This window comes from Granulicella cerasi (genome assembly GCF_025685575.1).
In the GTDB taxonomy this organism is placed as follows: Bacteria; Acidobacteriota; Terriglobia; order Terriglobales; family Acidobacteriaceae; genus Granulicella; species Granulicella cerasi.
Genome location: NZ_JAGSYD010000001.1, coordinates 1,192,472 through 1,217,642 on the forward strand (window position 1 = coordinate 1,192,472; position 25,171 = coordinate 1,217,642).

At 61.5% G+C, this 25,171-nt stretch carries 22 protein-coding genes and 1 tRNA gene; 16 read left to right on the forward strand and 7 right to left on the reverse strand.

The features are described 5' to 3' along the window. The first annotated feature begins 131 nt into the window (after positions 1-131). The 3 genes from OHL11_RS04935 to OHL11_RS04945 all read left to right on the forward strand — a co-directional run bounded on the left by OHL11_RS04935 (position 132) and on the right by OHL11_RS04945 (position 2,445). Positions 132-1,445 carry an alkaline phosphatase family protein gene (locus OHL11_RS04935; protein WP_263370362.1) on the forward strand — a complete coding sequence of 438 codons (1,314 nt, stop codon included), beginning with the start codon at positions 132-134 and terminating at the stop codon, positions 1,443-1,445. A 49-nt stretch (positions 1,446-1,494) separates the two neighbouring features. Beyond that, positions 1,495-1,704, forward strand: coding sequence for a hypothetical protein (locus OHL11_RS04940; RefSeq protein WP_263370363.1), 210 nt, complete (start codon positions 1,495-1,497; stop codon positions 1,702-1,704). 108 nt (positions 1,705-1,812) lie between these two features. Then, positions 1,813-2,445 carry an outer membrane beta-barrel protein gene (locus tag OHL11_RS04945; protein ID WP_263370364.1) on the forward strand — a complete coding sequence of 211 codons (633 nt, stop codon included), beginning with the start codon at positions 1,813-1,815 and terminating at the stop codon, positions 2,443-2,445. A gap of 46 nt (positions 2,446-2,491) precedes the next feature. Here the strand turns inward: OHL11_RS04945 and OHL11_RS04950 are convergent. After that, positions 2,492-2,568, reverse strand: a tRNA-Pro gene (locus OHL11_RS04950). A gap of 106 nt (positions 2,569-2,674) precedes the next feature. Next, positions 2,675-2,947, reverse strand: coding sequence for an oxidative damage protection protein (locus tag OHL11_RS04955; protein ID WP_263370365.1), 273 nt, complete (start codon positions 2,945-2,947; stop codon positions 2,675-2,677). Positions 2,948-3,049: 102 nt separating this feature from the next. Here OHL11_RS04955 and ligA point away from each other — a divergent pair, with 102 nt between their 5' ends. The 3 genes from ligA to OHL11_RS04970 all read left to right on the forward strand — a co-directional run bounded on the left by ligA (position 3,050) and on the right by OHL11_RS04970 (position 7,433). After that, on the forward strand, positions 3,050-5,164 hold the full coding sequence (ligA, locus tag OHL11_RS04960) for an NAD-dependent DNA ligase LigA (RefSeq protein WP_263370366.1): 2,115 nt from the start codon (positions 3,050-3,052) through the stop codon (positions 5,162-5,164). Between the two features lie 115 nt (positions 5,165-5,279). Next, positions 5,280-6,932, forward strand: coding sequence for a flavin monoamine oxidase family protein (locus OHL11_RS04965; RefSeq protein WP_263370367.1), 1,653 nt, complete (start codon positions 5,280-5,282; stop codon positions 6,930-6,932). A gap of 15 nt (positions 6,933-6,947) precedes the next feature. Further along, a complete protein-coding gene (locus OHL11_RS04970; protein WP_263370368.1) occupies positions 6,948-7,433 on the forward strand; it encodes a RidA family protein in 486 nt (161 codons plus the stop codon). An 85-nt stretch (positions 7,434-7,518) separates the two neighbouring features. Here OHL11_RS04970 and OHL11_RS04975 read toward each other — a convergent pair whose 3' ends face one another. Further along, positions 7,519-8,298 carry an SDR family NAD(P)-dependent oxidoreductase gene (locus tag OHL11_RS04975; RefSeq protein WP_263370369.1) on the reverse strand — a complete coding sequence of 260 codons (780 nt, stop codon included), beginning with the start codon at positions 8,296-8,298 and terminating at the stop codon, positions 7,519-7,521. Positions 8,299-8,602: 304 nt separating this feature from the next. Between OHL11_RS04975 and OHL11_RS04980 the strand changes: the two genes are divergently transcribed. Continuing rightward, on the forward strand, positions 8,603-11,389 hold the full coding sequence (locus tag OHL11_RS04980; RefSeq protein WP_263370370.1) for a DNA translocase FtsK: 2,787 nt from the start codon (positions 8,603-8,605) through the stop codon (positions 11,387-11,389). Between the two features lie 48 nt (positions 11,390-11,437). Here the strand turns inward: OHL11_RS04980 and OHL11_RS04985 are convergent, their stop codons facing one another. From OHL11_RS04985 to OHL11_RS04995, 3 genes are read right to left on the reverse strand one after another with little or no spacing between them, the layout of a single operon-like run. Further along, positions 11,438-12,184 carry a tetratricopeptide repeat protein gene (locus tag OHL11_RS04985; protein WP_263370371.1) on the reverse strand — a complete coding sequence of 249 codons (747 nt, stop codon included), beginning with the start codon at positions 12,182-12,184 and terminating at the stop codon, positions 11,438-11,440. A 55-nt stretch (positions 12,185-12,239) separates the two neighbouring features. Further along, entirely contained in the window at positions 12,240-13,544 is a 1,305-nt protein-coding gene (locus OHL11_RS04990) for a DUF3999 domain-containing protein (protein ID WP_263370372.1), read from the reverse strand. After that, positions 13,541-15,310, reverse strand: a complete 1,770-nt coding sequence (locus OHL11_RS04995) for a DUF2339 domain-containing protein (RefSeq protein WP_263370373.1) — start codon at positions 15,308-15,310, stop codon at positions 13,541-13,543. Before OHL11_RS04995 ends, OHL11_RS04990 begins: the two co-directional genes overlap by 4 nt. A 106-nt stretch (positions 15,311-15,416) precedes the next feature. Between OHL11_RS04995 and OHL11_RS05000 the strand changes: the two genes are divergently transcribed. The 9 genes from OHL11_RS05000 (at position 15,417) to OHL11_RS05040 (ending at position 24,207) form a co-directional block, all read left to right on the forward strand. Continuing rightward, entirely contained in the window at positions 15,417-16,148 is a 732-nt protein-coding gene (locus OHL11_RS05000; RefSeq protein WP_263370374.1) for an Hpt domain-containing response regulator, read from the forward strand. A 30-nt stretch (positions 16,149-16,178) separates the two neighbouring features. After that, positions 16,179-16,889: a response regulator gene (locus OHL11_RS05005; RefSeq protein WP_263370375.1), complete on the forward strand. Its 711-nt coding sequence runs from the start codon at positions 16,179-16,181 to the stop codon at positions 16,887-16,889. A gap of 72 nt (positions 16,890-16,961) precedes the next feature. Next, positions 16,962-18,002, forward strand: coding sequence for a YpdA family putative bacillithiol disulfide reductase (locus tag OHL11_RS05010; protein WP_263370376.1), 1,041 nt, complete (start codon positions 16,962-16,964; stop codon positions 18,000-18,002). 49 nt (positions 18,003-18,051) lie between these two features. Further along, positions 18,052-19,140 (forward strand): SMP-30/gluconolactonase/LRE family protein, encoded by a 1,089-nt coding sequence (locus OHL11_RS05015; protein ID WP_263370377.1) that lies wholly within the window; start codon positions 18,052-18,054, stop codon positions 19,138-19,140. A gap of 43 nt (positions 19,141-19,183) precedes the next feature. After that, positions 19,184-19,717 (forward strand): Uma2 family endonuclease, encoded by a 534-nt coding sequence (locus OHL11_RS05020; protein WP_263370378.1) that lies wholly within the window; start codon positions 19,184-19,186, stop codon positions 19,715-19,717. A gap of 41 nt (positions 19,718-19,758) precedes the next feature. Next, complete coding sequence (locus OHL11_RS05025; RefSeq protein WP_263370379.1) at positions 19,759-21,306, forward strand: fumarate hydratase; 1,548 nt, start codon at positions 19,759-19,761, stop codon at positions 21,304-21,306. A gap of 175 nt (positions 21,307-21,481) precedes the next feature. Further along, positions 21,482-23,029 (forward strand): OmpA family protein, encoded by a 1,548-nt coding sequence (locus OHL11_RS17225; protein WP_317890621.1) that lies wholly within the window; start codon positions 21,482-21,484, stop codon positions 23,027-23,029. A 284-nt stretch (positions 23,030-23,313) separates the two neighbouring features. Beyond that, positions 23,314-23,784 carry a PA2169 family four-helix-bundle protein gene (locus tag OHL11_RS05035; protein ID WP_263370380.1) on the forward strand — a complete coding sequence of 157 codons (471 nt, stop codon included), beginning with the start codon at positions 23,314-23,316 and terminating at the stop codon, positions 23,782-23,784. Between the two features lie 90 nt (positions 23,785-23,874). Further along, a complete protein-coding gene (locus tag OHL11_RS05040; protein ID WP_263370381.1) occupies positions 23,875-24,207 on the forward strand; it encodes a DoxX family protein in 333 nt (110 codons plus the stop codon). 48 nt (positions 24,208-24,255) lie between these two features. On the opposite strand, the gene OHL11_RS05045 is transcribed toward OHL11_RS05040, so the two are convergent. Next, positions 24,256-25,167 (reverse strand): undecaprenyl-diphosphate phosphatase, encoded by a 912-nt coding sequence (locus OHL11_RS05045; RefSeq protein WP_263370382.1) that lies wholly within the window; start codon positions 25,165-25,167, stop codon positions 24,256-24,258. Positions 25,168-25,171: the final 4 nt, after the last annotated feature.

A 25,171-nucleotide genomic window follows, 5' to 3' on the forward strand; every position in this document is an offset into this window, starting at 1 on the left:
CGACTAGCTCTTCTCCGAGAGTACGACTCTGTCATCACGGGTACATGACACAACGGTACGGTGGAACCACGCGTGGTTCCTCCTTGAAGGCGGTTTAGGATGGAGGCGCGAGACGACGAAGGGTGGAGTTCATGGTTCTGAAGGCGATGGGTTGGGTAGCGCAGGCGGCATTGCTTGCGGGTGCAGTAGCGGCAGGAGCGCAGACCAGGGCGCAGCACAAAGTGGTGGTGATCAGCCTCGATGCCTTCGGCGCAGAAAGCCTGCACGACCCGATGCTGCCCGCGCCGACGCTGCACGCCATGATGCGTGATGGAGCCTACGCTCGCGCCATGAATCCGATCAACCCTTCAGTGACCTGGCCAAACCACACGGCGATGGTGACGGGCGTGAACGCCAGCAAACATCACCTGCTGGTGAACGGCCTGATCGTCGACCAGCGCACGGACAAAGCGCCGAGCAGCGTCGCGCACACACCGAAGAGTGTGCTCGTCGCGGTGCCGACGGTGTATGACGCCGCGCACGCTGCGGGACTGACGACCGCAGAGGTTGACTGGGTCGCCATCGAGAAGGCCGATGGCATCACCTGGCGTTTCACCGAGTACACCGAACCGCATGGCGAGATTGAGCAGGACCTCGTGCAACAGGGCACGATCACCGAAGGCGAGCTCGCACACTGGCACAAAGGCTCGCAGGCCTGGCGCGATCGCATGTACACCGCCGCAGCCAGGGACATCATCCGCAAGCATCACCCGGACCTGCTGCTCGTCCATCTGCTGTCGCTCGACAGCATTGAGCACAAGACCGGCTGGGGCAATGACTCGGGCATCAACACGATCGCGTTTCTCGATGATCGTGTGAAGGAGATCGTCGACGCCGTGCGCGATGCAGGGGATCTCGCCCATACGACCTTCCTGGTGGTTTCCGATCACGGTCAGATGAGTGTGCAGAAGTTCGTCGATCCGAACGACGTGCTGATCAAGGCCGGACTGCAAGGCCCCGGCGTCGCAAACCCCGCGTTCGCGTTGAACGACGGAGGTTTCGCGCTGGTCTACCAGAAGCACGCCACGCCCGACTCCGCAGCGCAACTCAAGAAGCTCTTCACCGGGAGCGAAGGCATTCGTTCCGCCCTGCTGCCGGAAGAGGCAGCGAAGGAAGGCTGGCCCACGCCCGCGCAGACGGACCAGGCAGGTGACCTTCTGCTGTATGCGGCCAACGGCTTCGCTTTTGGCCCTGCGCGTGAGAAGAACAAGGGCGCGCACGGCTACCCCAATACAGAGCCGTTGATGAAGTCGATTTTCATCGCCTCCGGGGCAGGCGTTGCGAAACGCGGAGAGATCCCTGAGTTCAACAACATCGACATCGCGCCGACGATCGCGCGTCTGCTCGGTATCGAGATGAAGAACGTCGATGGCAAGCCTGTCGACGCGATCTTCAGCGGGAGGTAAGCGGTCGAGCGCCTTCAAGGGGGCGGTATACTGGGGCACACCCAAACCCATGAAGCTGCGCTCGCTGGTCCTGTTCACGCTGCTGTTTTTGTCTTCGCTTTCGGCTCTGGCCACGGAGACGTTCTCGAATTCTCGCAAGGTCCCAACGCCGGGCGATCCCGCGTTCCTTATCGTCGGTAACATCAACGGTGACGGCTTGCCGGACATCGCCTGGTCGCTCTCCGTGGCCCCGCCGATTCACGTTCTGTTGCACCGCTAGCTGCTCCACGCTCACCACCGTTTCCACGGGCGGCCAGTCCATGCTGGTGACAGGCACGGATGCAGCCGGACACACGCAGACTGCCACGCTGAATTTGAAGGTGACTCAATGATGCTTCTCCCTCGCAGCCGATCGATGATGGCCGCGGCTCTGCTCTTCGTTTTCGCGGCTCGGTTTTCAGCGGTCAAGGCCCATGCACAAGCCGAGGTCACGGCGGCGCGCGCTATCAGCTTTACGCTCTTTGCAGGCGCCACAGGAACGCGCACCGGCTTTGGCAATACGCGCAATCTGTCTGTGACGGCAGGGTGCGATCTCGACTTTCAGCCCGCGAACCGTCTCGCGTTTTCGCTGGAGTTGCGGGGCACCTACCCGGTCGATCGCGGCTCGTTGGTCGCGCAGAAGAACATCCTGATCGGGCCACGCGTCCGCTATCAATATCGTCGCTTTGAGCCTTACGCGAACGTTCTCGTCGGCAGGGGCTCGCTGGATTTTGGTCCCGACGGCTATCTCGATCCAAACCATCGCTTGACGTATTACACGATTACCGATGGCAATGTATTTGTCGGTGGCGGAGGCCTGCGCTATCGCATGAGCGACGAATGGCGCGTCGTGGTCGATCTCCAGGAGCAGCGTTACGCGACTCCGGTGGCAGCATCCGGTCACGTGATGGCCACCGCAGGAACGATTGGCCTCGCGTATACCTTCCCGCCGCGCAAGCGTGCTTGCTTCTTCTGTCGATAGCCTCGAAAGAAGGGGATACGCCTCACAAAATGTAAGAAGGAAAAAATGGTCGGGACGACTAGATTCGAACTAGCGACCTCACCCACCCCAAGGGTGCGCTCTACCAGGCTGAGCCACGTCCCGACTTGTTACGGAGCGCCAGTTTGTTCAACTCGCGCGGGGTTTCTCTAGTGTAACGCAAAACGGCTTCGCGCGGTGGCGAAGCCGTTTCTGCTGTAGCCACGCAGGTTTAGTGCGTCGGCGCTACGAATTCCTTGGGCAACTCGCCGCCGGAGCCGAAGAAGAACTCGTTCATCTGCTCGACGAGGAACTCCTGCGCTTCACGCGTCCAGGGCTGCAGACGATACTCGTTCAGCAGCATCTTCTGGCGCTCGAGCCACTCGCCCCAGGCCTGCTTGGAAACATTCTTAAAAATCTTCTGTCCGAAATCCGAGTCGAACGGCGGCTCATCGAGCCCTTCCATCTCCTGCTTGTACTTCGTGCAGAACACCATGTGCGCCATGTGCGGAAAATCTCCTTTATTCGCTCTCCAGTTTACAGTGTCGCGGCGGGAATTTCTTCAACGACCGCACGCACGGCCCGGCGACCTATACTGCTTCTTGCCATGTCGAGCGCCCACCAGCAGATCGAAGCCCTCCGCGAAGAACTCCGCCACCACGAGCATCTCTACTACGTGCTCGACGCACCGACCTGGGAAGATTGGCAGTACGACGAGGCGATGAATCGCCTGAAGGCGCTCGAGGCCGAGCATCCTGAACTGGTGACGCCGGACTCGCCGACGCAGCGCGTGGGTGGCAAGCCGAAGGAGGGCTTTGCCAAGGTCGCGCACTCGCGGCCGATGCTTTCGCTCGATAACGCCTATAACGCCGACGAACTTCGTGCCTGGGCTGAGCGGGTGCAGGCTGGGCTCGCGGCTGGCGAGAAGGCAGGCTACGTTTGCGAACTGAAGCTCGACGGCCTTTCGTTGGCCGTGAATTATGTTCCCGGCAGCGGAGGCGAGGCTGTGCTTTCGACCGGCATCACGCGTGGTGATGGAAGCATCGGCGAAGATGTGACGACGAACGTGCGCACGATCCGCTCGGTGCCGTTGCACATCAGCGCGAAGAAGTTGAAGGAAGCGGGCCTGCCGCAGTCCTTCGAGGTGCGTGGTGAAGTCGTGCTGCCGCAGAAGGCTTTTGCAAAGATGAACGAGGAGCGCGTGGCTGCAGGCATGGCCCCTGCGGCGAACCCGCGCAATGCGGCTGCGGGAACGATCCGCACGCTGGAACCGAACATCGTGGCGCAGCGGCGCTTGGAGTACTTCTCTTACTTCCTGCTGCGCGACGGCGAGTCGTTCATCGCGGAGCAGAGTGAGGCGTTGGCGTCGTTGCGTACCGCTGGCTTCCTGGTGAACAAGCAGACGCGCAGCGCGAAGACGATCGACGAAGTGTTGAAGTTCATCGACGACGCCGATGCCGTGCGTGACTCGCTGCCGTATGACATCGACGGCGTCGTGATCAAGGTGGACTCGATTGCGCAACAGCGTCGGCTTGGCTTCACTGGCAAAGCCCCGCGCTGGGCGATCGCTTACAAGTTTCCCGCGCGCGCAGCGAACACTGTGCTCGAAGATGTGTTGTTTCAGGTCGGGCGCACCGGCAAGATCACGCCTGTCGCTGCGTTGAAGCCGGTCTTCATCGGCGGCACGACAGTCGCGCGCGCGACGCTGCATAACGCCGACGAGATTGCGCGCCTCGGTGTAAAGATCGGCGATACAGTTGCCGTCGAACGCGGTGGCGATGTGATCCCGAAGATCACGCATGTGGTCTCTGCTGCGCCGCACGGCCGCTCGGTGGAGTTCCCGCAGATCTGTCCTATCTGCGAAAGCCCGCTGGTGAAGGAGGAGAGCGAGGTTGATTGGCGTTGCGTGAATGAAAGCTGCCCCGCGCGCATTGCGGGCGCGATGCTGCACTGGTCATCGCGTGGCGTGATGAACATTGAAGGCCTCGGCGAGTCGATGGTCGCGCAGTTGCTGGGACAGGCTCTTGAATCGATCACGGAAGACGATGCGGAACTCGAGTCCGAAGCCGTGAGCGAGACCGGCGAGCCGGTACAGGTGCGCGAGCCGCTGGTAACAACGATCGCCGACCTCTATGATCCGGCAAAGGTGAATGTCGCCAAGCTCGTCGAACTCGAGCGCGTCGGCGAAAAGACCGCGCAGGCGTTGGTCGATGAGATCGAACGCAGCAAGCAGCGCGGACTTGCGCGCGTGCTGATGGGGCTTGGCATTCGCTTCGTGGGCGAGCGCACGGCACAGTTGCTTGCACAGCACTTCGGCGATGTGAGCGCGTTGATCGCGGCCTCACGCGAGGAGTTGGAGGCGGTCAACGAAGTCGGGCCCAAGGTCGCCGAGGCGATCGCCGAGTTTTTCGCGGTGGACCGCAACGCAGAGCTCGTGGCGCGTCTGCGCGAACTGGGCGTGGACATGACTGCGGAGAAGCGTGAGATCGGCACGAAGTTTGCAGGACTTACGTTTGTGCTCACGGGCACGCTGCCCACGATGACCCGCGATGATGCGAAGGCGTTGATCGAAGCCGCGGGTGGCAAGGTCTCAGGTTCTGTGTCGAAGAAGACGAGCTATGTCGTCGCTGGCGAAGAAGCGGGATCGAAGCTCGAGAAGGCGCAACAGCTTGGCGTGCCTGTCGTAGATGAAGCAGGCCTGCAGCAACTTCTGTCCGAGTAGCGCACAAAAGTCCTCGCGCCACTGTTGCTCGTGGGTTACAGTCACAGTCAGAGCACCTCTGAACAACCCATAAAGACAACGTGGTTCCAACACCCGAGAGGACAGGTGTACGCGGATGAGCGTGACGCGCCGGCAGTTTCTGGCACGTGTAGGGCAGGCTGGTGGATATTCAGCGGCCGTTGTGGCGATGCAAGGCCTTGGACTTTTTCCCACCTATGCGGAGGCGAGTATCGGCGCTCCCGAGGTGGCTGCGGGCCACGGCAAGGGTGTGAAGGTCGTTGTTCTCGGCGGCGGCATCGCAGGGTTGGTGGCGGCGTATGAACTGCGCGCACGTGGCTACGAGGTGACGCTGCTCGAAGCGCGCTCGCGGCCGGGCGGACGCAACTGGAGCGTGCGTCGCGGCGATAAGATCGAGTTCCTCGACGGCACCGTGCAGCACTGTACATGGGACGAAGGGCACTACCAGAACTTCGGTCCCGCGCGTCTGCCCTCCGTCCACAAACTGATGCTCGGCTATGCGAAGACCTTCGGCGTAGAGCTGCAGGTAGAAGTGAACACCACGCGCTCGAGCTTTCTGCAGAACGACAACGCCAACGGCGGCAAGCCTGTGGTGCAGCGTCAGGCGATCAACGACACGCGTGGCCATGTTTCGGAGTTGCTGTCGAAGTCGATCCTCGGCGGCTCGCTCGATCAGGAGTTCACTGGCCAGGACAAGCAGCGCATGTTGGACTTCCTGCGGCTCTACGGTCCGCTGGATGATGCAGGTAAGTACGCTGGCTCCGACCGCGCAGGTTATGACGTGATGCCCGGCGCAGGTGAACAGACAGGCTCGCTCACCAAGCCGCTTGATATGCATACGTTGCTCGACGCGGAGTTCTGGAACGGCTTGCTGTACGAAGAGACCTTCGATTGGCAGGCAACGATGTTCCAGCCGGTCGGCGGCATGGACCGCATCCCGTATGCGTTTGCGAAGTCGCTCGGCTCGATCATCAAGTATGAGTCGCCAGTGACGGAGATGCGCCGCACGTCCAAGGGCGTTCGCATTGGCTACAAGCACAAGGGTGTCGAAGAGCACCTCGAGGCGGACTACTGCATCTGCGCGATGCCGTTGACGCAGTTGAAGAAGATTCCGAATGACCTCAGCGCGCCGACGCAGAAGATCATCGGCGAATCCGTCTACGGCGACGCCTATAAGATCGCGTGGGAAAGCCGCCGTTTCTGGGAACAGGATTACAACATCTACGGGGGCCTCGAGTTCGTGAACGTAGGCTGCTCGCCGGTGTGGTTCCCCTCGGACAAATTCTTCTCGGAGCGCGGAGTCTTTGTTTCGGGATACACCGAAGAGCACATGACGCCGCTGGCGAAGATGACGCTCGAGCAGAAGTTTGCGGAGAGCCGCAAGACGATCGAGCGGCTGCATCCCGGCAAGGGCAAAGAACTCGAGAAGCCGCTCTACGTGAACTGGGGCAAGATCCCGTTCAACGAGGGCTCGTGGATCGACACCTACGGCGCGGGGCAGGAGCGCAACGCGTCGGCGGTTTCGCAGGGCTCCGCGCGCGCGTCGGCGCGGCCCATCGGATCGAACCAGGCGAACTACGAAGAGCTGCTGCAGCAGGACGGCCCGTTCTTCCTCTCCGGCGACCACATGAGCCACATCGTCGGCTGGCAGGAGGGCGCGGCGGAGAGCAGCCACCGCGTCGTCGGCATGCTCGACAACGTGGTGAAGCACGCTCGACTCGCTACAGCTACCAGGAATGTGAACGCATAACCGAAGGAGATTGCGATGAAGATGAAGTTTGCTCTTGCTGTAACCGTGTTGTGCTCGAGCGCTGCGTTTGCGCAAACCGAAGTGAAGCATATTCAGCCGAGCGAGAAGATGCCGATCGCGAACGCGGTGTGGGCGGGCGATACGCTCTACTGCTCTGGCCAGCTTGCTGATCCGATTACGCCTGCTGATCCAGCGAAGGGAACCGCTGCGGTGTATGGCAACACGGAACAGCAGTCGCTGAGCGCGCTGATGAAGATTCAGGCGTTGCTGAAGTCGCAGGGGCTCGACATGAAGGATGTCGTGAAGATGACGGTCTTCCTCGCAGGCGATCCGGCGAAGGGCGGCAAGCTTGATTTCCCCGGTCTGCAGGCGAGCTACACGAAGTTCTTCGGCACAAAGGAGCAGCCGAACAAGCCTGCGCGTTCGGCGGTGCAGGTTGCCGCGCTCGCAGCGCCGTGGGGGCTGGTGGAGATTGAAGTGATTGCTGTTAGAAGCAAGTAGATAGCGGTTAGCCGTTCGCACGTGACGACAAAGCCTGCGCTGAAGCGCAGGCTTTTGTCTTGCATATGCTGCCCCCAAGCGCTGCCTACTTCGCGCCTCGCGTCACCACATACGCGCTTGCTTGCGCGGTCGGGCAGAGCACCATCGTCTGGATCGACACGTGCGCGGGGCGAGTTGCGGCCCACACGATCGCGTCGGCGATGTCTTCAGCGAGCAGGGGTTCGATGTTCGCGTAGACCTTCGCGGCCTTTTCCTCGTCGCCGCGATAGCGCACGACGCTGAACTCGGTCTCCACCATCCCAGGGTCGATCGTCGTCACGCGCAGGTCGGTGCCGTTCACGTCGATACGCAGGCCGTCGGTGATGTAGCGCTCAGCGACCTTCGTCGCGCAGTAGACCGCGCCGCCGGGATATGCTGCAAGGCCCGCGATGGAGCCGAGGTTGATGACGTGTCCGCTGTTGCGCGCCACCATGCCCGGTACGACCGCACGCGTCACGTAGAGCAAGCCCTTCACGTTCGTGTCGATCATCTCTTCCCAGTTGTCGACGTCATCCTCGTAGAGCTTGTTGAGTCCGCGCGACAAGCCGGCGTTGTTGACGAGGATGTCGATCTCGCGCCACTCGGCGGGCAGCGTTGCGATGGTGCCCTGCACCTCGTCGCGATCGGTGACGTCGAGCTGAAAGCTGAAAACTTCAGGCGCGCCCAGCTCTTTCAGCTCGGCTTCGAGCTTCGTCAGGCGTTCGAGACGACGTGCGCAGATCAGCACGTTTGCGCCCTGCTTGGCGAACTCCTTTGCGGTCGCTTCGCCGATGCCCGCGCTTGCGCCGGTTACAAATACACGCTTGCCCTTGAGAGAAAGTGCCACAGTGTTGCTCCTCGATTCAGTCGTTCGAGCGCGCGGAGTGGCGCACAGTTGTTCTATAGATGGGACGGCGTAAGCCCTTCCCAGGATGCAGGATTGCACGGATCGCCGCTGGAACGCGCTTTCGCCACGTCAATTCCAGTTCAGCGGCGGTTATCGACCGTGGTTCCTGCGCTGCGGAACCCGCACCCTGCTATGGAAGAATTGATTTGCTCTGGTGGTGCTCGGCCTGCCTCCGTGGCGCACCAGCGCTGGCGATGACGTGGCCTGCCCGCGTCTCGTTTCTGTTTTTGAAGGGGACCACGACATGCGACCACAGAGACTCGTTTACGCGCCCACGCGCAGCCGCCGATTGAATGAAATGTTCGGCCTCTGCGTGCTTGCTGGCGCCGGCCTCCTTCTGCTTGCGCTGTTGACCTATACGCCGTCGGATCCCTCCTTCAACACCGTCGCCGCTGTTACCTCAACGCGCCCCGCGCATAACTGGACCGGCGTGGTTGGCGCCTACACCAGCGATCTATTGCTGCAACTCTTCGGCGTGGCGATCTTCGTGCTTCCGCTTGTGCTGATTCGCACTGGCGTCTGCTGGATGCGCTCGCGCGCTGTCGGCGCGCCTGTGGCGAAGTCCATCGGCCTTGTGCTGTGGATGCTTTTCGCACCTGCTGTGATCGCGTTGCTGCCCGTGCATCTCCTGTGGGCCCATGCGCTTCCCATCGCTGGGGTCGAAGGCCGCATCGTGGCGGATGGTCTCGTCCGCTTTGTCAATCTGCCCGGTGCTGCGACGATCGCTGGCCTCATGGTCGCGCTGTCGATCTATCTGTCCACCACCTTCCTCATCGCGATGGCTCGCGAATGGTTCGCCGAACATACCGCATTCGTTGGCAAGACGAAGGTGCGCATCGCATCCTGGCGTTCGGACAAGGAAGAGAATGTTGAACCTGCTGAAGCTGATCTGAACGAGCGCCACTCGCGCGTGGCAGCTCGCCTGAAGTTCGAACCGATGCAGGATGAGGTCGCCGAAGAGCAGCGCAAGAACTCATTGGTCGCAGGCTTCCTCTCGCTCTTCCGTCGCAAGCGTGCTGTGGCTGAGACCGCAGCCGACGACGACCACGATCGTGCTCACTTTGGTGGTGAAACACCCTCGGTGTGGGATTCGCTGCCACGTACCGATGTCGAAGCCATTGGCGCGACCTCGATTGCAAAGGCCGCGGCTGCGGCTGCGCCGTTTGCTGCCGAACTCGCCGCGGCCGCAGCGCCCATTCGCGAAGCGGTGATGCCGATGCACATGGAAGAGCCGACTGTGGCTCGCGCCGAGTCGTATGAGCCGATCGAAGACGATGGTTGGCTGGACGCGCCGGAGCGCGCGACCTTCGGCCGCGCCTCGTTTGAGAGCGTGGACATGCCCGAGCCTCCTCCTGCGCGCATCCCTGTGGCCGAGCCGATGCGTCCGCAGCTCGTGCAGCGTGCGGAGCCGCAGGCCGCGCCAGAGTCGCCGCGTCGCATTCAGCCCGTGCCGCCTCCTCCGCCAATGCCCTCGCCGATGGCAGACCTGCGCGATCAGAACATCGCCTTCGGGCGCCGTGCCGATGCGGACATCAGGTCCATCGCGATCACACCGAAGTCGATCCGCGGCTATAAGCTGCCGCCGTCTTCGCTGCTCTATCGCAGCGAAGAGCAGACCACCGTTCGCGAAGATCAACTTCGCGATGAAGCTCGCATGTTGGTCGAGAAGTGCGCTGAGTTCGGTGTGCAGGGCAAAGTCGAGCAGATCAATCCCGGCCCCGTTGTTACGACGTTTGAATTCAAGCCCGACTCGGGTGTGAAGTACTCCAAGGTGACCGGCCTGGCCGATGATCTTTGCCTCGCGATGGCTGCGGAAAGCGTGCTGATCGAGCGCATGCAAGGCAAGTCCACGGTGGGCATTCAGGTGCCGAACAGCGAGCGCGAAACGATCTGGCTGCGAGATGTGGTCGAGTGCGAATCGTTTGCGCAGTCGAAGTCGCGTCTGGCGATCGCGCTTGGCAAAGACATCAACGGCGCTATCGTGACAGCGGATCTTGCGTCGATGCCCCACGTGCTCATCGCGGGTTCGACGGGCTCCGGCAAGTCCGTGGCGATCAACGCGATGATCATGAGCGTGCTCTTCAAGTCCACGCCCGAGCAGGTGCGCATGATCCTCGTGGATCCGAAGCGCGTGGAACTCGGCATGTACGAGGGCATCCCGCATCTCTTCACGCCGATCATCACCGAAGCCAAACAGGCGGCGAATGCGCTGCGTAACGCGGTGAAGGAGATGGAGCGCCGCCTCAAGCTGCTCGCTGCAAACCACGTTCGCAACATCGACCAGTTCAACAAACTCTTCGACAACGGCAGCGACTATCTCTTCGAGGACGTAAACCAGGAACCGCTGCCGTACATCATGATCATCATCGACGAGCTTGCCGACTTGATGATGCTTGACCGTGCAAACGTCGAAGAGGCGATCACGCGCATCGCGCAGATGGCCCGCGCTGTCGGCATCCATCTTGTGCTCGCAACGCAGCGCCCGTCGGTAGACGTCATCACTGGCTTGCTTAAGGCGAACGTGCCGACGCGTATGAGCTTCCGTCTTGCGACGAAGGTCGACTCGCGCACCATCATCGATTCCAACGGCGCTGAGAGTCTGCTGGGTCGCGGCGACATGCTTTATCTCCCGCCGGGCACCTCGCGTTTGCAGCGTGTTCATGCGCCTTTTGTGACCGAGAAGGAAATCTCCGCCGTGACGGAATTCTGGCGCGCACAGGGTGAGGCCGAGTACGCCGAAGGCTTCCTCGAAGGTCCGAAGGACGAGAACGGGAATCCTGAAGGCGGCTCCGGCGGCGATCGCGAAGACAACGACCCGATGTTCGACGACGCGGTTCGTCTTGTCTTCGAGTTTGGCAAGGCATCGACGTCGTTGCTGCAGCGTCGTTTGCGCATCGGCTATGGGCGCGCGGCAAGCCTGATCGACATGATGGAGCAGGACGGCCTCGTAGGTCCGGCAGATGGCTCGAAGCCACGTGAGATCCTCAAACGTCCGGACTTCTACAGCGAAGTCGATGCGGCGATGCGGTAAACGCGGACCGCGCACCTCGCGAAAAGCCGAGCCTCTGGCTCGGCTTTCTTACTTGTGCGCTGCTCGCGCTCGCAGCCAGCGCATGGTGTCAGCGCGCAGGGTGCGATAGCTCGGCTCCTGCTTGTAGTGACGAATCGTCCCGTGACCCGAACCTGTGTACCAGTTCAGCGCGAACTCTCCGGGTGCGGCGGGGATGTCGTCTTTGCCGATCACCACCTGCGGCGCGCGCTCCAGGGCTGTCTTCGCCGCGTCCGCGCGCTCGAGCGAGATGTACTCGCTGGCCTTGCCTTCAGGGGTGAAGTGTTCGAAGTTATAGCGTGCTTCGGAGCGGCCCATAGGGACGAAGTACTCGCGCACCAGCCACGGCTTACCCGCAACCTCGAAGCTATCGATGAGGTCAGACTCCTTCGCGGAGATGTTGTCTGCACCGCGCACGCGCGCATCATGCAGGAGTTTGCGCTCGCTTTCGAAGTCATCCCAACGACCGAGCTTGGCTTCGACGAGCACGAGGCTCTTGTGCGCGGGCCATAGGTTCGGATCAATCATCACAGCGCGGCGATAGTCGAGTTCCGCAGCTTCGTACTGATGCATCATCAGTTCGGCGTCGCCCATCCCCTGCGGCGCGCGCGCGTCAGTGGGATGTGCCTTGGCGAACTCTTCATAGCGCGTCTTCGCGAGCGCTGGGTTCCGGGCCGTCAGCGCCTCGCGCGCGGAGACCAGAGCAGGAGGCTGCACGTTCTGCGCGTTGGCTGCGATGAACGACGTGAAGACTATGGCTGAGAGGAGAACACGCACCACAACAGAGTAGACGCTTTCGCCGCGAGAAGGTGAGGCACCGAAAGCTGACGTCCTAGCGGTGTCCGCTGCGGTGCTTCATCTGGCTGATGGAGGTCGCTCCGAGGATGGCCACCACTGCGAGCAGGGCGATCCAGAGGAGCTCCGGATGACGCTCGGTAAACGGGCGATGGTCTTCACGCGGCTTGTAGGCGGGGTTCAACTGCTCTGGTCCGAGCAGCGCGGAGCTAGCCGCATCGTTTGCCTGGAAGAGCCGAGCATAGTCGTACACCGGCGCGGTTAGCGAGTTGTCGCCGTACATCAGCTTGTAGTGCGCTTCACTCTCCGCGTGGAAGCAGAGGCGTCGCTCTCGCATCTCCAGCACGGCGCCTGAGAGCGGGAGTGGTTGATCGTTGCCGTTTGCGATGCGCAGTTCGATCGTCGCCGGCTCACGAAGGTTGGCGGCCATGACTGCGTCGACCGTCAGGTGCTCGGAGTGGATGGGCGCAGCTCCGGCGTAGGGCGCGGGCAGATCGACGCGCGATATCTCTCCGTTGAGTTCATCGCCGTGTGCGCCATCGCTGTGCTGCGTCACGTCGCGCAAGCTCACGTTGCGCAGAAAGTTGCCATGGAAGCTCGGAGGCAGCAGCACGCGCAAACGCTCGAGCGGCACATGCGCCGGAACCTGCAAGCGCGCCACGGAGTCATGCCCGTCTTGCTGAAAGCTGCTGGCGCTCGCAACTGCTGTGTACAGCGTTTGTGCCTCACGGCTGGGAGGAACCGTTGCGGACTGCACCGTGCTCGCGGGCAACGTACGCGGTGTGCCGTCGAGCGCGGTGAACCGCAGCACGATGTGGAGACGCGGAAAGGTCTCTTCCGCCAGCGGCAGCGTCGTTGCGCGCCCCAGGTGTTGGGAGGAGAGATCGAAAAGCGTGAAGACGCCGAGCTTGACCGGTGCAGAGCCTGGCACCACGCCAAGGCCGCTGACTTCGGCGGTCGCGACGAAGTCTTTCGCATCGAGTTGCAGGTCGACGGCCGAGTAAGGGCGCGCAGGCATCATGAGGTCGAAGCTCACGCCGTGGTCTGTCGTACCAAGGTTCTGCACGGTGGCGGTGTCAGCGTCGCGCGTGCTGGCGGAACTTTCCGTCAACGCATAGGGCGTCTCGATGTTGCCGTCACGATAGAGTCGCAGATCGCTGCCTGCGCGATCTCGCCCATGCGCAAGCAGCTCCGCGTCCAGCACAATGCAGGATGTTTCCGCATGCGGCGCGCTGACGTTGACGGCGCGTTCAAAACGAAGATGCTGAGGCTCTGCAGAAGGAGCATCGAACTCGGTGGCCTGAAAGAGGAACGCTGAGAGCAAAATGATGGCAGATTTCATGCGGGGTCCTCATCGTCCTGGAGCACCCCGCCAAGATTCAAGAAGCCCTTCTGATAGGCGAAGCTGACAGCCAGTAGCAGCGCCCCAAGCGCGAGGTAGCTGACGATGCGAAAGCCTGTGCTCAGCGTGCGCATGTCGTAGAAGACGACCTTCAGCAGCGTCGCTGCGAGCAGCAGCAGTCCCGTCCAGCGCGCAAGAGCGACACGCTTCATAAATCCTGCCACGAGCATGGCGGTGCCTTGCACGGCGAGCCAGCCAGAATAAGCGAAGCTGCGCAACTCCTGGATGTGGCCGTCATCGCCAGCGCGGTACTGCAGCATATGGTTGATCTGCCGAAATGCCGCGATGCACAGCACGATGTTGAAGAGTGCAAAGGCGAGTATCCCGATGAACGCAGGGTCAGGTGCGCGACGTAATGCGCGTGCCATGCGTGGTGCAAGCATCATCACCGCAGCGAGGACGATCAGCGCGCCTATTTCGGTGCCGAATCCGTGGTGAAAGATCGACTTCGTCGTGGAGCCGAAGATCTCCGGCGCGAAGGTCGCTCCGCCGACTCCGAGCAGCATGGCAACGACGCCCATCCAGCGCACCGCAGCGGATGCGCGCGGCTCCAGCGTGGGCATGGTAGCGATCCATAGCAGGGCTACGGACTCTGCCAGCCATGCGAGCGAGATGCCATGGCCCGTCAGCTTCAGCGGGATCGCGATGGTGATGAACGCAATCGCTATGGAGAGATGGATCGCCGAGGCTGCTGCTCGCGAGCGCCAGCGGGTAGCTACAAGATAGGCGGCCGCGAAAAGCAGCGCTGCCCACGGCTCCCACTGCCTGGCGTGTCCGACTTCGAGAAAGCCGTAGACGGCGAGCCCCCCGAAGAACGCGGTGAGCAAGGGCAACACCACTTGCACCAGTGCGGACTCGTCATCGGCCGCGAGCAGCGGAACTGCCGCGAAGATCGCCCAAAGTATCAGCGTGAGGCACAGGGTTTCGCTCAGCGGGCTCTCCTGGGACCACGAAAACCCCCACATCGTGACATATAGGACCGTTGCAGGCAGAGGCCCCAGCAGCAGTAACGGCCAGCGGCGAGCGCGTTGCAGCGCCAGCACTGCAGCAGCCACAGCCGCAAGATAGCCGAAGAGAAAGGCCTCGTGGTTGCCGCCGCTGGAAAGCAGCGCAGGCGTGAGGTACGCGCCCGTAAGCGCATACGCGGCCAGCAGCGGCGACTCCTGCAGCACAGCCATCGTGGCGTTCCACGCGGTCACCAGCACCATGCCCAGCAGCGCCACCGGCGCAGGGACGAGATGGAAGAGTTGGAAGCTTGCCCACAGCGAGAGATAGAGTACGCCTGTGCCCACAGCCTTCAGCGCGTAGCTGAACGACGGTGTGCCGGTGCGGCGAAAACGCTCAGACCAAACGATGAGACCGCTCCCCGCTGCGAGCCCGATCAACACGCGGCCAGCTGGCCCTACCCAGCGATTGTCAAAGGCCCACTTGAGAAACCATGCTGATCCCACAAGCAGCAGCAGGATCGCGATCTTGCTCAACACTTCAGAGCCGAGTCGTGACTCGAGGTCACGTTTCGGTGCTGCGGGCTCGATGCTGGCGAAGGCGACCGTAGGCGGCGGAGGTGCGGCCGCCACCACACGCTTCACGGGCAGCGTTTGCCCGGCGAGCGCTCGCTGTAGGGCCGCAACCTGAGTCTCCAAACGGGCCACGCGCTCGGCGAGCGCAGCTTCGTTCGACGCAGAAAGAATCGGGGCATCGTCCATGGCTCACACTTTACGCGAGCGCGCTGCGCAGAGCGACGGCATGAAACAAAATATCGTGCCGCAATGCAATCCGATGCGGTGCGCGAGTTACCCTTGAGCCATCCTCATGGTCAAGTCTCTCCACGTCCTGGTGATCGATGACGATCCCATCATGCGCGAAATTCTGGAAGCGCTGCTCAGCCTCTCCGGTTGCACGGTTGAACTCTTCAGCTCCGGCGAACCGGGCGTGGCGCGTTTGCGCGAAGCGGGCAAAGCTGTCGACGTCGTGTTGACCGACCTGCACATGCCCGGACTGCAAGGCGCTGAGTTAGCTGCGGCGCTGCAGGCGGAGCGCACGGAAGGCACCGCGCTGGTCGGCATGAGCGGCAGCTCGCCTACCGAAGATGAGACCCGTCTGCTCGACAGCTTTCTGCAAAAGCCGTTCAACGTGGAGGACTTCTACGCTGCGCTCGAGGCGGCGCAACGGCGCGCTACCGCACCTGCGACCGCTGCAGGCGCTGCTCCTGCGTCGGAGGCTGTGCTGGATGAAGACACCTTCGCGCGCCTGCGTGAAAGCTTCCCGGCCGAAGCTCTGCGCGGACTGTACGAGCTCACGGTGAGCGACGTGCGGCAGCGGATCGAGCGCATGAAGGTCGCAGCGGCTGCGGGCGATCTTGACCTCGTGCATCGCGAAGCCCACGCCATCAAGGGCGGATGCGGCATGGTGGGCGCGGTGGAGTTGGCGCGGCTTGCTACTGCTACGGAAGAGGGAACCGAGTTAGATGCTGAGGGGATTGTGCGATTGCATCTTGCGTGCGAGCGACTCGAGGTTATGCTGGAGAGGAAGCTTGCGCTGTAATCGTAATCATTAGCCCCGACGGAGAACGCGATGCCGAATTCTGCTGTGAAGAAGAGCTCCACCACGCGAAGCAACGCCCCCGAGGTCCGCATCGTTGTTGCCGACGACCACCCAGTGGTGCGGTTCGGCGTGAAGAACATGCTGATGAGCGAAGAGGGCTTCCAGGTCGTGGGCGAAGCCTCTGACGGCGAAGAAGCCATCACCGAAACCATCGAGCATGAGCCGGACATTCTGCTGTTGGACATGCAGATGCCGAAGCTGCCTGGCCTTGAGGCAATGCGCGCCATCATGAGCCGCTCGCCGCGCGTGAAGATCATCCTACTCACCAGCACGATCACGACGCAGCAGATCATCGAAGCGCTGCAGATCGGCGCTCGCGGCATCGTGCTGAAGGATACTGTCGCGGGCGACCTCGGCGAGAGCATCCGCGCCGTGCTCAGCGGCGACTACTGGATCGGCGGCCAGCGCGTCGCGAACCTGCTCGCTGCGTTGCATGACCTGATGCAGCAGGCCGCAGCTGTACCTGAGAAGAAGACCTACGGCCTGACACCGCGCGAACTCGAAGTAGTAACGTGCATCGTCGAAGGCTGCTCGAACAAGGACATCGCCAAGCAGTTCACGATCTCGGAAGAAACGGTCAAGCGCCATCTGTCGAACATCTTCGACAAGACCGGTGTTTCGACGCGCCTCGAACTCGCGCTGTTCGCCATCAGCCACAAGCTGGTGGATCTCGACGCTTAAGGCGTAGCAAGGATCAAACAGCCGCAGCTTCTCGCTGCGGCTGTTTTCTTTGGTGCGCTCTACAATCGATCTATGAGCGAAGATTTCTTTGACGTCCTTGTCATTGGTGCGGGCCCGACCGGGCTTGCGTGCGCGATTGACGCGCAGAACGTCGGGCTGCGCGTTGGCGTGGTCGACAAGGGGTGTCTGACGAACTCGCTCTTTCACTATCCGGCGAACATGGTCTTCTTCACCACGCCGGAGCTGCTTGAGATTGGCAACATCCCGTTTCCGTCGCCGAACCAGAAGCCCACGCGCGCCGAGGCGTTGGAGTACTACCGCAAGGTCGCGCAGCACTACAGGCTCGACACGCGGCTCTATGAGTCGGTGAAGCAGGTGAGCGGCAGCGATGGCGACTTCAGCGTGCAGATCGAAGATCGCTTCGGCCGCGCGAAGGTCTATCGCGCAAAGAAGCTGATCGTCTCTACGGGCTACTACGATCGCCCGAATTACCTCGGCATTCCCGGTGAGGAGCTGTCGAAGGTCGAGCATTACTACGACGATCCGCATCCGTTCTATAACCAGGATGTGCTCGTCATCGGCGGCAAGAACTCTGCGGCGATTGCGGCGCTGGAGCTGTATCGCCACGGCGCGCGCGTCACGTTGATTCATCGCGGCGCCGAGTTGCATCGCCACATCAAGTACTGGATCAAGCCGGACATCGAAAACCGCATCAAGAACGGCGAAGTGCAGGGCTTGATGAACACGACCTGCACGCAGATCACCGAGGACACCGTGACGCTGCAGACGCCGGAGGGCGAGCGCACGATCAAGAACGATTTCGTCTTCGCGCTCACCGGCTATCAGCCGGACTTCAGCTTCATCGAGTCGATGGGCGTGCACCTCGACCCCGACAATGCGCGCTGCCCGGTCTGCAACAAGGAGACCCTGGAGTCGAACGTAGCGGGCATCTATCTCGCGGGCGTTGTCGTCGCAGGCGAGCGCACCAATGAGGTCTTCATCGAGAACGGTCGCTTTCACGGTGCCTTGATTGCGGCGGACCTTGCTGTGAAGTTGAAGGGCGCGGCCGCGCAGCATCTCGAAGCGCCATCGCACACGGTTGCTGCGGAGTAAGCGTCTTCCAACGCAAACGTAGCGTCTAAGTGCAGAAGGAGTTACCTTGATGCGCTTTGCTGCTGCTTTGCTCTTTGCTGCTCTTGCTCTGCCCACCTCTGCACAGGTCTTCAAAGCGAAGGAAGCTTTGACGGTTCCCGGCACCACGACGAACGGCGTCGCCGTGCGCCCCGATGGCAAAGTCTTTCTTGTCATCGCCCGGCAGCCCGGCCAGAACGTGCCGCAGATTGCGGAGTTCGAGCAGGGCAAGCTCATTCCATATCCCAGCGCGGCGTGGAACTCCTACAAGGCCGGCGATGATGCAAGCCAGAAATTCGTGCACGCGAATGCGCTACGATTCGACACGGAAGGCGTGCTCTGGGTGGTCGATGCTGGCGCAGAGGACATCGGTAAGCCCTACGTGAAGGGCGGCCCGAAGCTCGTCTCCATCGATACGCATACGGGCAAGGTGAAGCGTGTGCTCGCGCTCGATGACGACAGCCTGAAGCCGACGAGCTACATCGACGATGTGCGCTTCAACGACGACCACGCCTACATCACCGACGCTGGCGCGCCTGGCCTCATCGCGATGCACACGCCCGACGGCTCCTTCCGGCGTGTGCTGGATGGCGATCCTTCGACGACCGCGCAGCGCCCGGTACGCGCTGCAGGCAAGCAGCTTTCCACCGCGGAGGGTAAGCCGCTGATGGTGCACGCCGATCAACTCGAGGTCTCGCCGGATGGCTCGAAGCTCTACTACCAGCCGCTCTGCGGGCCGATGTCAGTGATCGAAACGCAGTACCTCGATGAGATCGACCTCAGCGAAGCAGAGCGTCACACCCATGTGCAGCACTTTGCGGACACGCCCTGCACAGGTGGAACGGCGATCGACGCGAGTGGCAACATCTACGTCACGGACGTCGATGGGCAGCAGATTCTTCGCTACACGCCGATGGGCGTGCCGACCACGCTCACGCAGGATAAGCGCATCATCTGGGGTGACGCGCTGTGGCTTTCAGCCGATGGCAAGCTATGGATTCCCGACGCGCAGAACAGCCTCTCGGCGGGCATGAACGGCGGCAAGAACGAACAACATTTGCCGGGCAAGGTGTACACGCTGGAAATCGGTGCGAAGCCGCCGATCAACGACCATCGATAGCGAGTGTGCGGGTGTACGCTATCTGCACAGGAGGAAATCGAGCATGGCTGCCGCGATGACTACACCTTTCGTCTCCGTTGACGAATACCTCCGCACATCCTACTCGCCGGACGTTGAGTACCTTGACGGCGTGATCGAGGAACGCAACTTGGGTGAGTTTGACCATTCTGATCTGCAGCGCATTTTGACGACCATCTTCGGCGTGAACGCAAAAGCATGGGGCATCAAAGCGCTGCCGGAGCTTCGTACGCAGGTTGCCCCTATGCGTTACCGCGTGCCCGATCTGCTGGTGATCGAAGCCACTCGCCCGCGCACGCCGATCATCAAGCAGGCGCCCCTGCTTTGCATTGAAATCCTTTCCCCAGAAGACCGCTGGCCGCGCATGGAAGTGAAGCTGCGGGATTATTTTGAAATGGGTGTGCCCGAGGTCTGGGTGTTTGATCCCGAATCCCGCTCCGTCATCGTCGTGAAGAGAGATGGCTCGCGCACGGAGCATCGCGAGGGTGCATTGACGCTTTCCGGCACGCCTGTTCAGTTATCGCTCGCCGAAGTCTTCGCGGTTCTGGATGAAGGTTGAGCCGGAGTCGTATCCTAAGAGGCGCAAAGGAATCCGCCCTTATGACCACGATCCAGCAAGACGACTTTATCGAGAGCGTGCGCGCCGCGCTGCAGTACATCAGCTTCTATCACCCGGTCGATTACATCGAAAACCTCAAACGCGCCTATGAACTGGAGCAGTCGCCTTCGGCCAAGGACGCGATGAAGCAGATCCTCGTGAACTCGCGCATGTGCGCCGAGGGTCATCGCCCCATCTGCCAGGACACCGGCATCGTCACCGTCTTCGTGAAGCTTGGCATGGAGTGCCGCTTCGCCAAGGGCGACGCACCTGCAAGCATGACGCTGCAGGAGATGTGCGACCAGGGCGTGCGCGAAGCGTGGCTCGACCCCGACAACAAGCTGCGCGGCTCTATCCTCGCGGACCCTGCGTTCTCGCGCAAGAACACCAAGGACAACACGCCGTGCGTCGTCGAGGTCTCGCTTGTCGCGGGCAACACTTGCGATGTAACAGTAGCGGCTAAGGGCGGCGGCTCGGAAGCGAAGTCGAAGTTCGCGATGCTCAACCCTTCGGACCCCGTCGTCGATTGGGTGCTGAAGACCGTGCCGACGATGGGCGCGGGATGGTGCCCCCCGGGCATCCTGGGCATCGGCATCGGTGGCACCGCTGAGAAGGCCATGTTGCTCGCCAAGCAGGCGCTGATGGACCCGATCGACATGCAGGAGTTGAAGACGCGCGGGCCGCAGACGAACATCGAGAAGCTGCGCGTCGAGATCTACGACAAGGTAAACGCGCTCGGCATTGGCGCGCAGGGCCTTGGCGGCCTTACGACCGTGCTCGATGTGAAGATCTATGACTGGCCCTCGCACGCAGCGAACTTGCCGGTCGCGATGATACCCAACTGTGCAGCGACGCGTCATGCGCACTTCGTGATGAAAGGTGAAGGCCCGGTGTATCTCGATCCGCCGTCGCTCGAACACTGGCCGTCGATGACTTACGAAGCGCACAATGGCAAGCGTGTGAACCTCGACACGCTGACGCACGAAGAGACGAAGTCGTGGAAGCCTGGCGATGTGTTGCTGTTGAACGGCAAGCTGCTCACCGGCCGCGATGCCGCGCACAAGCGCATGACGGACATGCTGAGCAAAGGCGAGAAGCTCCCCGTCGACTTCACCAACAAGCTCATCTACTACGTTGGCCCGGTGGATCCGGTGCATGGCGAGGTCGTTGGTCCTGCAGGCCCCACGACGGCAACGCGCATGGACAAGTTCACGCGCCAGATGCTCGAGCAGACAGGATTGCTTGGCATGGTGGGCAAAGCTGAGCGTGGCGTCGCAGCGATTGACGCGATTCGCGACAACGAAGCGATCTATCTCATCGCGATTGGCGGCGCGGCATATCTTGTCTCGAAGGCGATCAAGGCATCGAAGCTGCTCGCCTTTGAAGACCTCGGCATGGAGGCGATCTACGAGTTCGATGTCGTGGATATGCCTGTGACCGTTGCGGTCGATAGCAAGGGCAATAGCGTTCACATCACCGGGCCGCAGGAGTGGAAGGAAAAGATTGCGCACTCGATGCAACTCGGCGACGTGGCGATCTTGAATCAGTAAGCGAATCGCCAACAATCATGCAGGTTTCGTAAAGAAGGTTGCCTGCGGAAGAAGTATCTTTCGCGGGCATCGCTTTGTCGCTTTCATCGCATCCATTTCAAATGTTCGCGTAGTTTTGCGCGAGATTTCTTCAGCCAGCATCCTGCAGGCGAAGTGACAGTGCGAGGAGACAAAGATGTTCAGCAAGGCCCAACGACTTACCGGTGTGCTCTCGGCCGCCGCAGTTCTAGCGTTCGTTCCCTTTTTTGCGAACGCGCAGGAAGCCAACCCCACCACCATTGCTCCCGGAGCCAAGCAGGCCGCGATCGTCGCAGACGGCCCGAACGGCATGTACATCTACAAGGTGAAGGTGGTCGAGCGTGACCTTGACGCGGTGAACTACCTGAACCGCTCGGGCTCCACGAAGATCGGTTTCCAGGGCACGAGCCTGCTGCCGCAGGCGACCGGCGAAGGCAAGGTTGATTCCGTCACCGGCAAGACGAACATTCAGGTGAACTTCAAGGGCCTCAAGCAGGCCAATAGCTTTGGTCCTGAGTACCTGACCTATGTGCTGTGGGCTATCTCGGCTGACGGCCGTCCGCAGAATCTCGGCGAGCTCGAGCTCGCAGGCGATAAGGCGAGCCTGCAGGTGAGCTCAGGCTTCCAGTCGTTCGGCATGATCGTCACCGCTGAGCCTTACTACGCTGTCTCGCAGCCCAGCGACGTGGTCGTCCTGCAGAACGTTTTCTCCGACAAGACGCAGGGCATCCTGCAGCACGTGAACATCCACTACTCGCTGCTGCCGAAGGGCCTCTACGCCAACACCGGCGGTCAGAACTCGGTGCAGGATCCGATCACGGACCGCGAGCACTATCCGCTGGCGCTCTACGAGGCGCATAACGCTGCGCGCATCGCGCTTGCTGCTGGTGCGGAGAAGTATGCTCCGGGCGTGGTCGAGCGTATGAACACGAACCTGAAGAACGCTGACGATATGCAGGCCTCAAAGAGCCGCGACGTAAAGATGATCTTTACGCAGGCACGCGAAGCGACACAGCGTGCGGAAGATGCTCGCCTGATCTCACTGCGCAAGCAGGCAGCTGATCGTGCCCAGGCCGAGCGTGATGCGCGCGCTGCTGCTGAAGCCAATGCCGCTGCCTCGCAGCAGCAGGCTGCTGATTCGCAGGCCGCTGCAGACCGCGCCGCCGCCGCCAAGGCTGAAGCCGATGCAGAACGTGCGAAGGCTGAAGCTGCAGCAGCTGCTGCGAATGCACAGGCCGCATCGGCCAAGCAGGACGCCGCTGCCACTCGCGAGAAGCTGCGCGCACAGCTCAACAACGTGCTCCAGACCAGCGAAAACGCTCGCGGCCTGATCGTGAACATGAACGATGTGCTCTTCGACACCGGCAAGTACACGCTGAAGCCCGGCACGCAGGTTTCGCTGGCCAAGGTCGCGACGATTCTGCAGCTATATCCTGGCCTGAAGGTGCACGTCGAAGGCTACACCGACTCGGTGGGCGGCGACGACTACAACCAGAAGCTCAGCGAAAATCGCGCCAACGCTGTGAAGGACTTCCTGACGCAGAATGGTGTTCCCGCTGACAACGTTACCTCGCAGGGTTATGGCAAGACGCATCCTGTTGCGGATAACGGCACCAAGGAGGGGCGCGCCCAGAACCGTCGCGTGAACCTCGTGGTCTCCGGTGACGCGATCGGCGTCAAGGAATCCACGCCTGATCAGCAGTAACTTCACTGCACTGAAAACAAGAAGGCCGCGGATAACTCCGCGGCCTTCTTGTTATCCGATGAACATCATCGGCGGCAGCGATAAGACTCATCGAAGACCGGGGCAAACGCCTGCCGATAACTCGCATCCATCTTTATACGTAAGCGCTTTGCGAACAACGCAGGCGCGGGCTTGCTGAGGGCGCGGGGTTTTCGCGATTTCTCTCGCTTGTCGTCAACGGCGGAGAATCGCACACAGTTGACGGACCTCAGCAGCAAACAAGATTAGTTCCGGGGGATAAGGCAATGGCAAACACACTCGAAGGATCGACGAAGAATCAGGAAACAGAGAAGGTATTGCTGGACGTCATCAAGACGCTGGCAGACAGCCAGAAGGGCTTTGCGGACATCGGCGAGCATCTGAAGGACGAGACGATCAAGCGTTTCTTTCTCGCAGAGAGCCTGAAGCGTGCGAACTTCCGCGCGGAGCTCGAGAACGAACTTCATCGTGCAGGTATGCCCGATGTGAAGGAAGGCGGCTCGGTGGCGGGCGCTCTGCATCGCTCGTGGGGTGATCTGAAGGCGAAGCTCGGCGGCGGCGATCACTCGCTGCTGGAGACGGCAGAGCAGGGTGAGGACGAAGCGAAGAAGGCTTATAAGACGGCGCTTGAGAGCGATCTGCCGTTGCCGGTTCGCGAGTTGCTCAGCACGCAGCAGGCGCACATCCTCATGTCGCATGACTTCGTGAAGAATCACCGCGACGCGTTGAAGTCGTAAGTCGTTACAGCTTGTACCAAGCGGCAGCCTTAGTGGCTGCCGTTTGTCTTTGGGGGCAGAATGCGAATTGGTAGGTTGTTGATGGGGGCGATGTACATCGCTGCAGGTATCGCACACTTCGCGTTCACCCGCCGCTATGAGGCGATCATGCCGGAGTATCTTCCAGCGCATCGAGAGCTGGTGCTCGCCAGTGGAGCCGCTGAAATTGCCTGCGGCGTCGGCATTTTGATGACCGCGACACAGTCCGCTGCAGCATGGGGAACCGTCGCGTTGCTGATCGCAGTTTTTCCCGCAAATCTCTGGATGGCGCAGCATCCTGACCGCTTCGCTCCCGTGCCCGTGTGGGCGCTCTACGCGCGCCTCCCATTGCAGTTCCTCCTGATGGCGTGGGCGCTCCGCTATCGTCGGCAAGACGCTGTGTGAGCAAAACAAAAGGCGCGACCGAAGTCGCGCCTATGTCTTGCCGAAGCCTTAGAGATGCATCGGACCGAAGTGCAGGTAGAGCACGACCGCGCTCGCCAGAATGCAGTAGATGCCGAAGAGCCACCAGCGGCCTTCTTCGAGCCATGCGCTGAGCCACTTCAAACCAGCCAGGCCTGCGAAGAAGCTCGCGACCATACCGATAAGCGCGAAGACGAGGCTCGAGTGCAGATCGATCGGCGCACCGGCGGCGGTGGCTTCATGAGAAGCCTTCAGCAAACGCAGCAGCTCGCGACCAATGACAAGTGGGGTGATGATGACAGCCAACGCAAAGGAGAAGCGTTCGGCGCGCTCGCGCTGTGCACCCACCATCATGCCCGCGGAGATCGTCGCGCCGGAGCGCGAGAAGCCGCGGAAGGGCATGCACAGGCCTTGCACGGCGCCCATCCATCCAGCCTGCGCGAAGGTGACGTTGTCGCCCGAGCGTGTCGCTGCGCGCTCATAAGCAAGCGTCCTGTCCTTCTGTTCGCCGCGCTCACGCAGGCCGGAGAGCAGGATCAGCACACCAGCCGCGAACAGTGCGATGCCCACGAGATCAAGGCGGCCAAAGAGCAATTCGATTTCGGCTTTGGGCATGCCTTTGAAGGCCGTCTTCTCGATGACCTTGATGATGGGGTAACCGATGGCGCCGGTCAGCACGGTGGCCCAGCCTGCGCGGATCGCAAAGCGGGCGAACGCGTCGCCGGTCGCGAAGTACGCACGACGCCACTGGTTCAGGAAGTAGACGATGACCGCAAACATCGTGCCGGTGTGCAGCATCACGAGCACGAGCGTCATCTCGGGCGAGCTGGGGTCGAGGTGCAGCAGCTTCTCTGCGACGACAACGTGTGCGGAGCTCGAGACGGGGAGCAACTCAGCAAGGCCCTGGACGATCGCCAGAATCAGAACTTTGAGCAAAGACATGGCC

Bases quoted from the DNA above. Each gene is read 5' to 3' on its own strand.
- OHL11_RS05015 (WP_263370377.1), top strand. From the start codon at position 18,052: ATGCGCTTTGCTGCTGCTTTGCTCTTTGCTGCTCTTGCTCTGCCCACC.
- OHL11_RS05020 (WP_263370378.1), top strand. From the start codon at position 19,184: ATGGCTGCCGCGATGACTACACCTTTCGTCTCCGTTGACGAATACCTC.
- OHL11_RS04955 (WP_263370365.1), bottom strand. From the start codon at position 2,947: ATGGCGCACATGGTGTTCTGCACGAAGTACAAGCAGGAGATGGAAGGG.
- ligA (WP_263370366.1), top strand. From the start codon at position 3,050: ATGTCGAGCGCCCACCAGCAGATCGAAGCCCTCCGCGAAGAACTCCGC.
- OHL11_RS04940 (WP_263370363.1), top strand. From the start codon at position 1,495: ATGAAGCTGCGCTCGCTGGTCCTGTTCACGCTGCTGTTTTTGTCTTCG.
- OHL11_RS04965 (WP_263370367.1), top strand. From the start codon at position 5,280: ATGAGCGTGACGCGCCGGCAGTTTCTGGCACGTGTAGGGCAGGCTGGT.
- OHL11_RS05025 (WP_263370379.1), top strand. From the start codon at position 19,759: ATGACCACGATCCAGCAAGACGACTTTATCGAGAGCGTGCGCGCCGCG.
- OHL11_RS04995 (WP_263370373.1), bottom strand. From the start codon at position 15,310: ATGGACGATGCCCCGATTCTTTCTGCGTCGAACGAAGCTGCGCTCGCC.
- OHL11_RS05035 (WP_263370380.1), top strand. From the start codon at position 23,314: ATGGCAAACACACTCGAAGGATCGACGAAGAATCAGGAAACAGAGAAG.
- OHL11_RS05045 (WP_263370382.1), bottom strand. From the start codon at position 25,167: ATGTCTTTGCTCAAAGTTCTGATTCTGGCGATCGTCCAGGGCCTTGCT.
- OHL11_RS05005 (WP_263370375.1), top strand. From the start codon at position 16,179: ATGCCGAATTCTGCTGTGAAGAAGAGCTCCACCACGCGAAGCAACGCC.
- OHL11_RS05040 (WP_263370381.1), top strand. From the start codon at position 23,875: ATGTACATCGCTGCAGGTATCGCACACTTCGCGTTCACCCGCCGCTAT.
- OHL11_RS05010 (WP_263370376.1), top strand. From the start codon at position 16,962: ATGAGCGAAGATTTCTTTGACGTCCTTGTCATTGGTGCGGGCCCGACC.
- OHL11_RS17225 (WP_317890621.1), top strand. From the start codon at position 21,482: ATGTTCAGCAAGGCCCAACGACTTACCGGTGTGCTCTCGGCCGCCGCA.
- OHL11_RS05000 (WP_263370374.1), top strand. From the start codon at position 15,417: ATGGTCAAGTCTCTCCACGTCCTGGTGATCGATGACGATCCCATCATG.
- OHL11_RS04945 (WP_263370364.1), top strand. From the start codon at position 1,813: ATGATGCTTCTCCCTCGCAGCCGATCGATGATGGCCGCGGCTCTGCTC.
- OHL11_RS04990 (WP_263370372.1), bottom strand. From the start codon at position 13,544: ATGAAATCTGCCATCATTTTGCTCTCAGCGTTCCTCTTTCAGGCCACC.
- OHL11_RS04970 (WP_263370368.1), top strand. From the start codon at position 6,948: ATGAAGATGAAGTTTGCTCTTGCTGTAACCGTGTTGTGCTCGAGCGCT.
- OHL11_RS04935 (WP_263370362.1), top strand. From the start codon at position 132: ATGGTTCTGAAGGCGATGGGTTGGGTAGCGCAGGCGGCATTGCTTGCG.
- OHL11_RS04980 (WP_263370370.1), top strand. From the start codon at position 8,603: ATGCGACCACAGAGACTCGTTTACGCGCCCACGCGCAGCCGCCGATTG.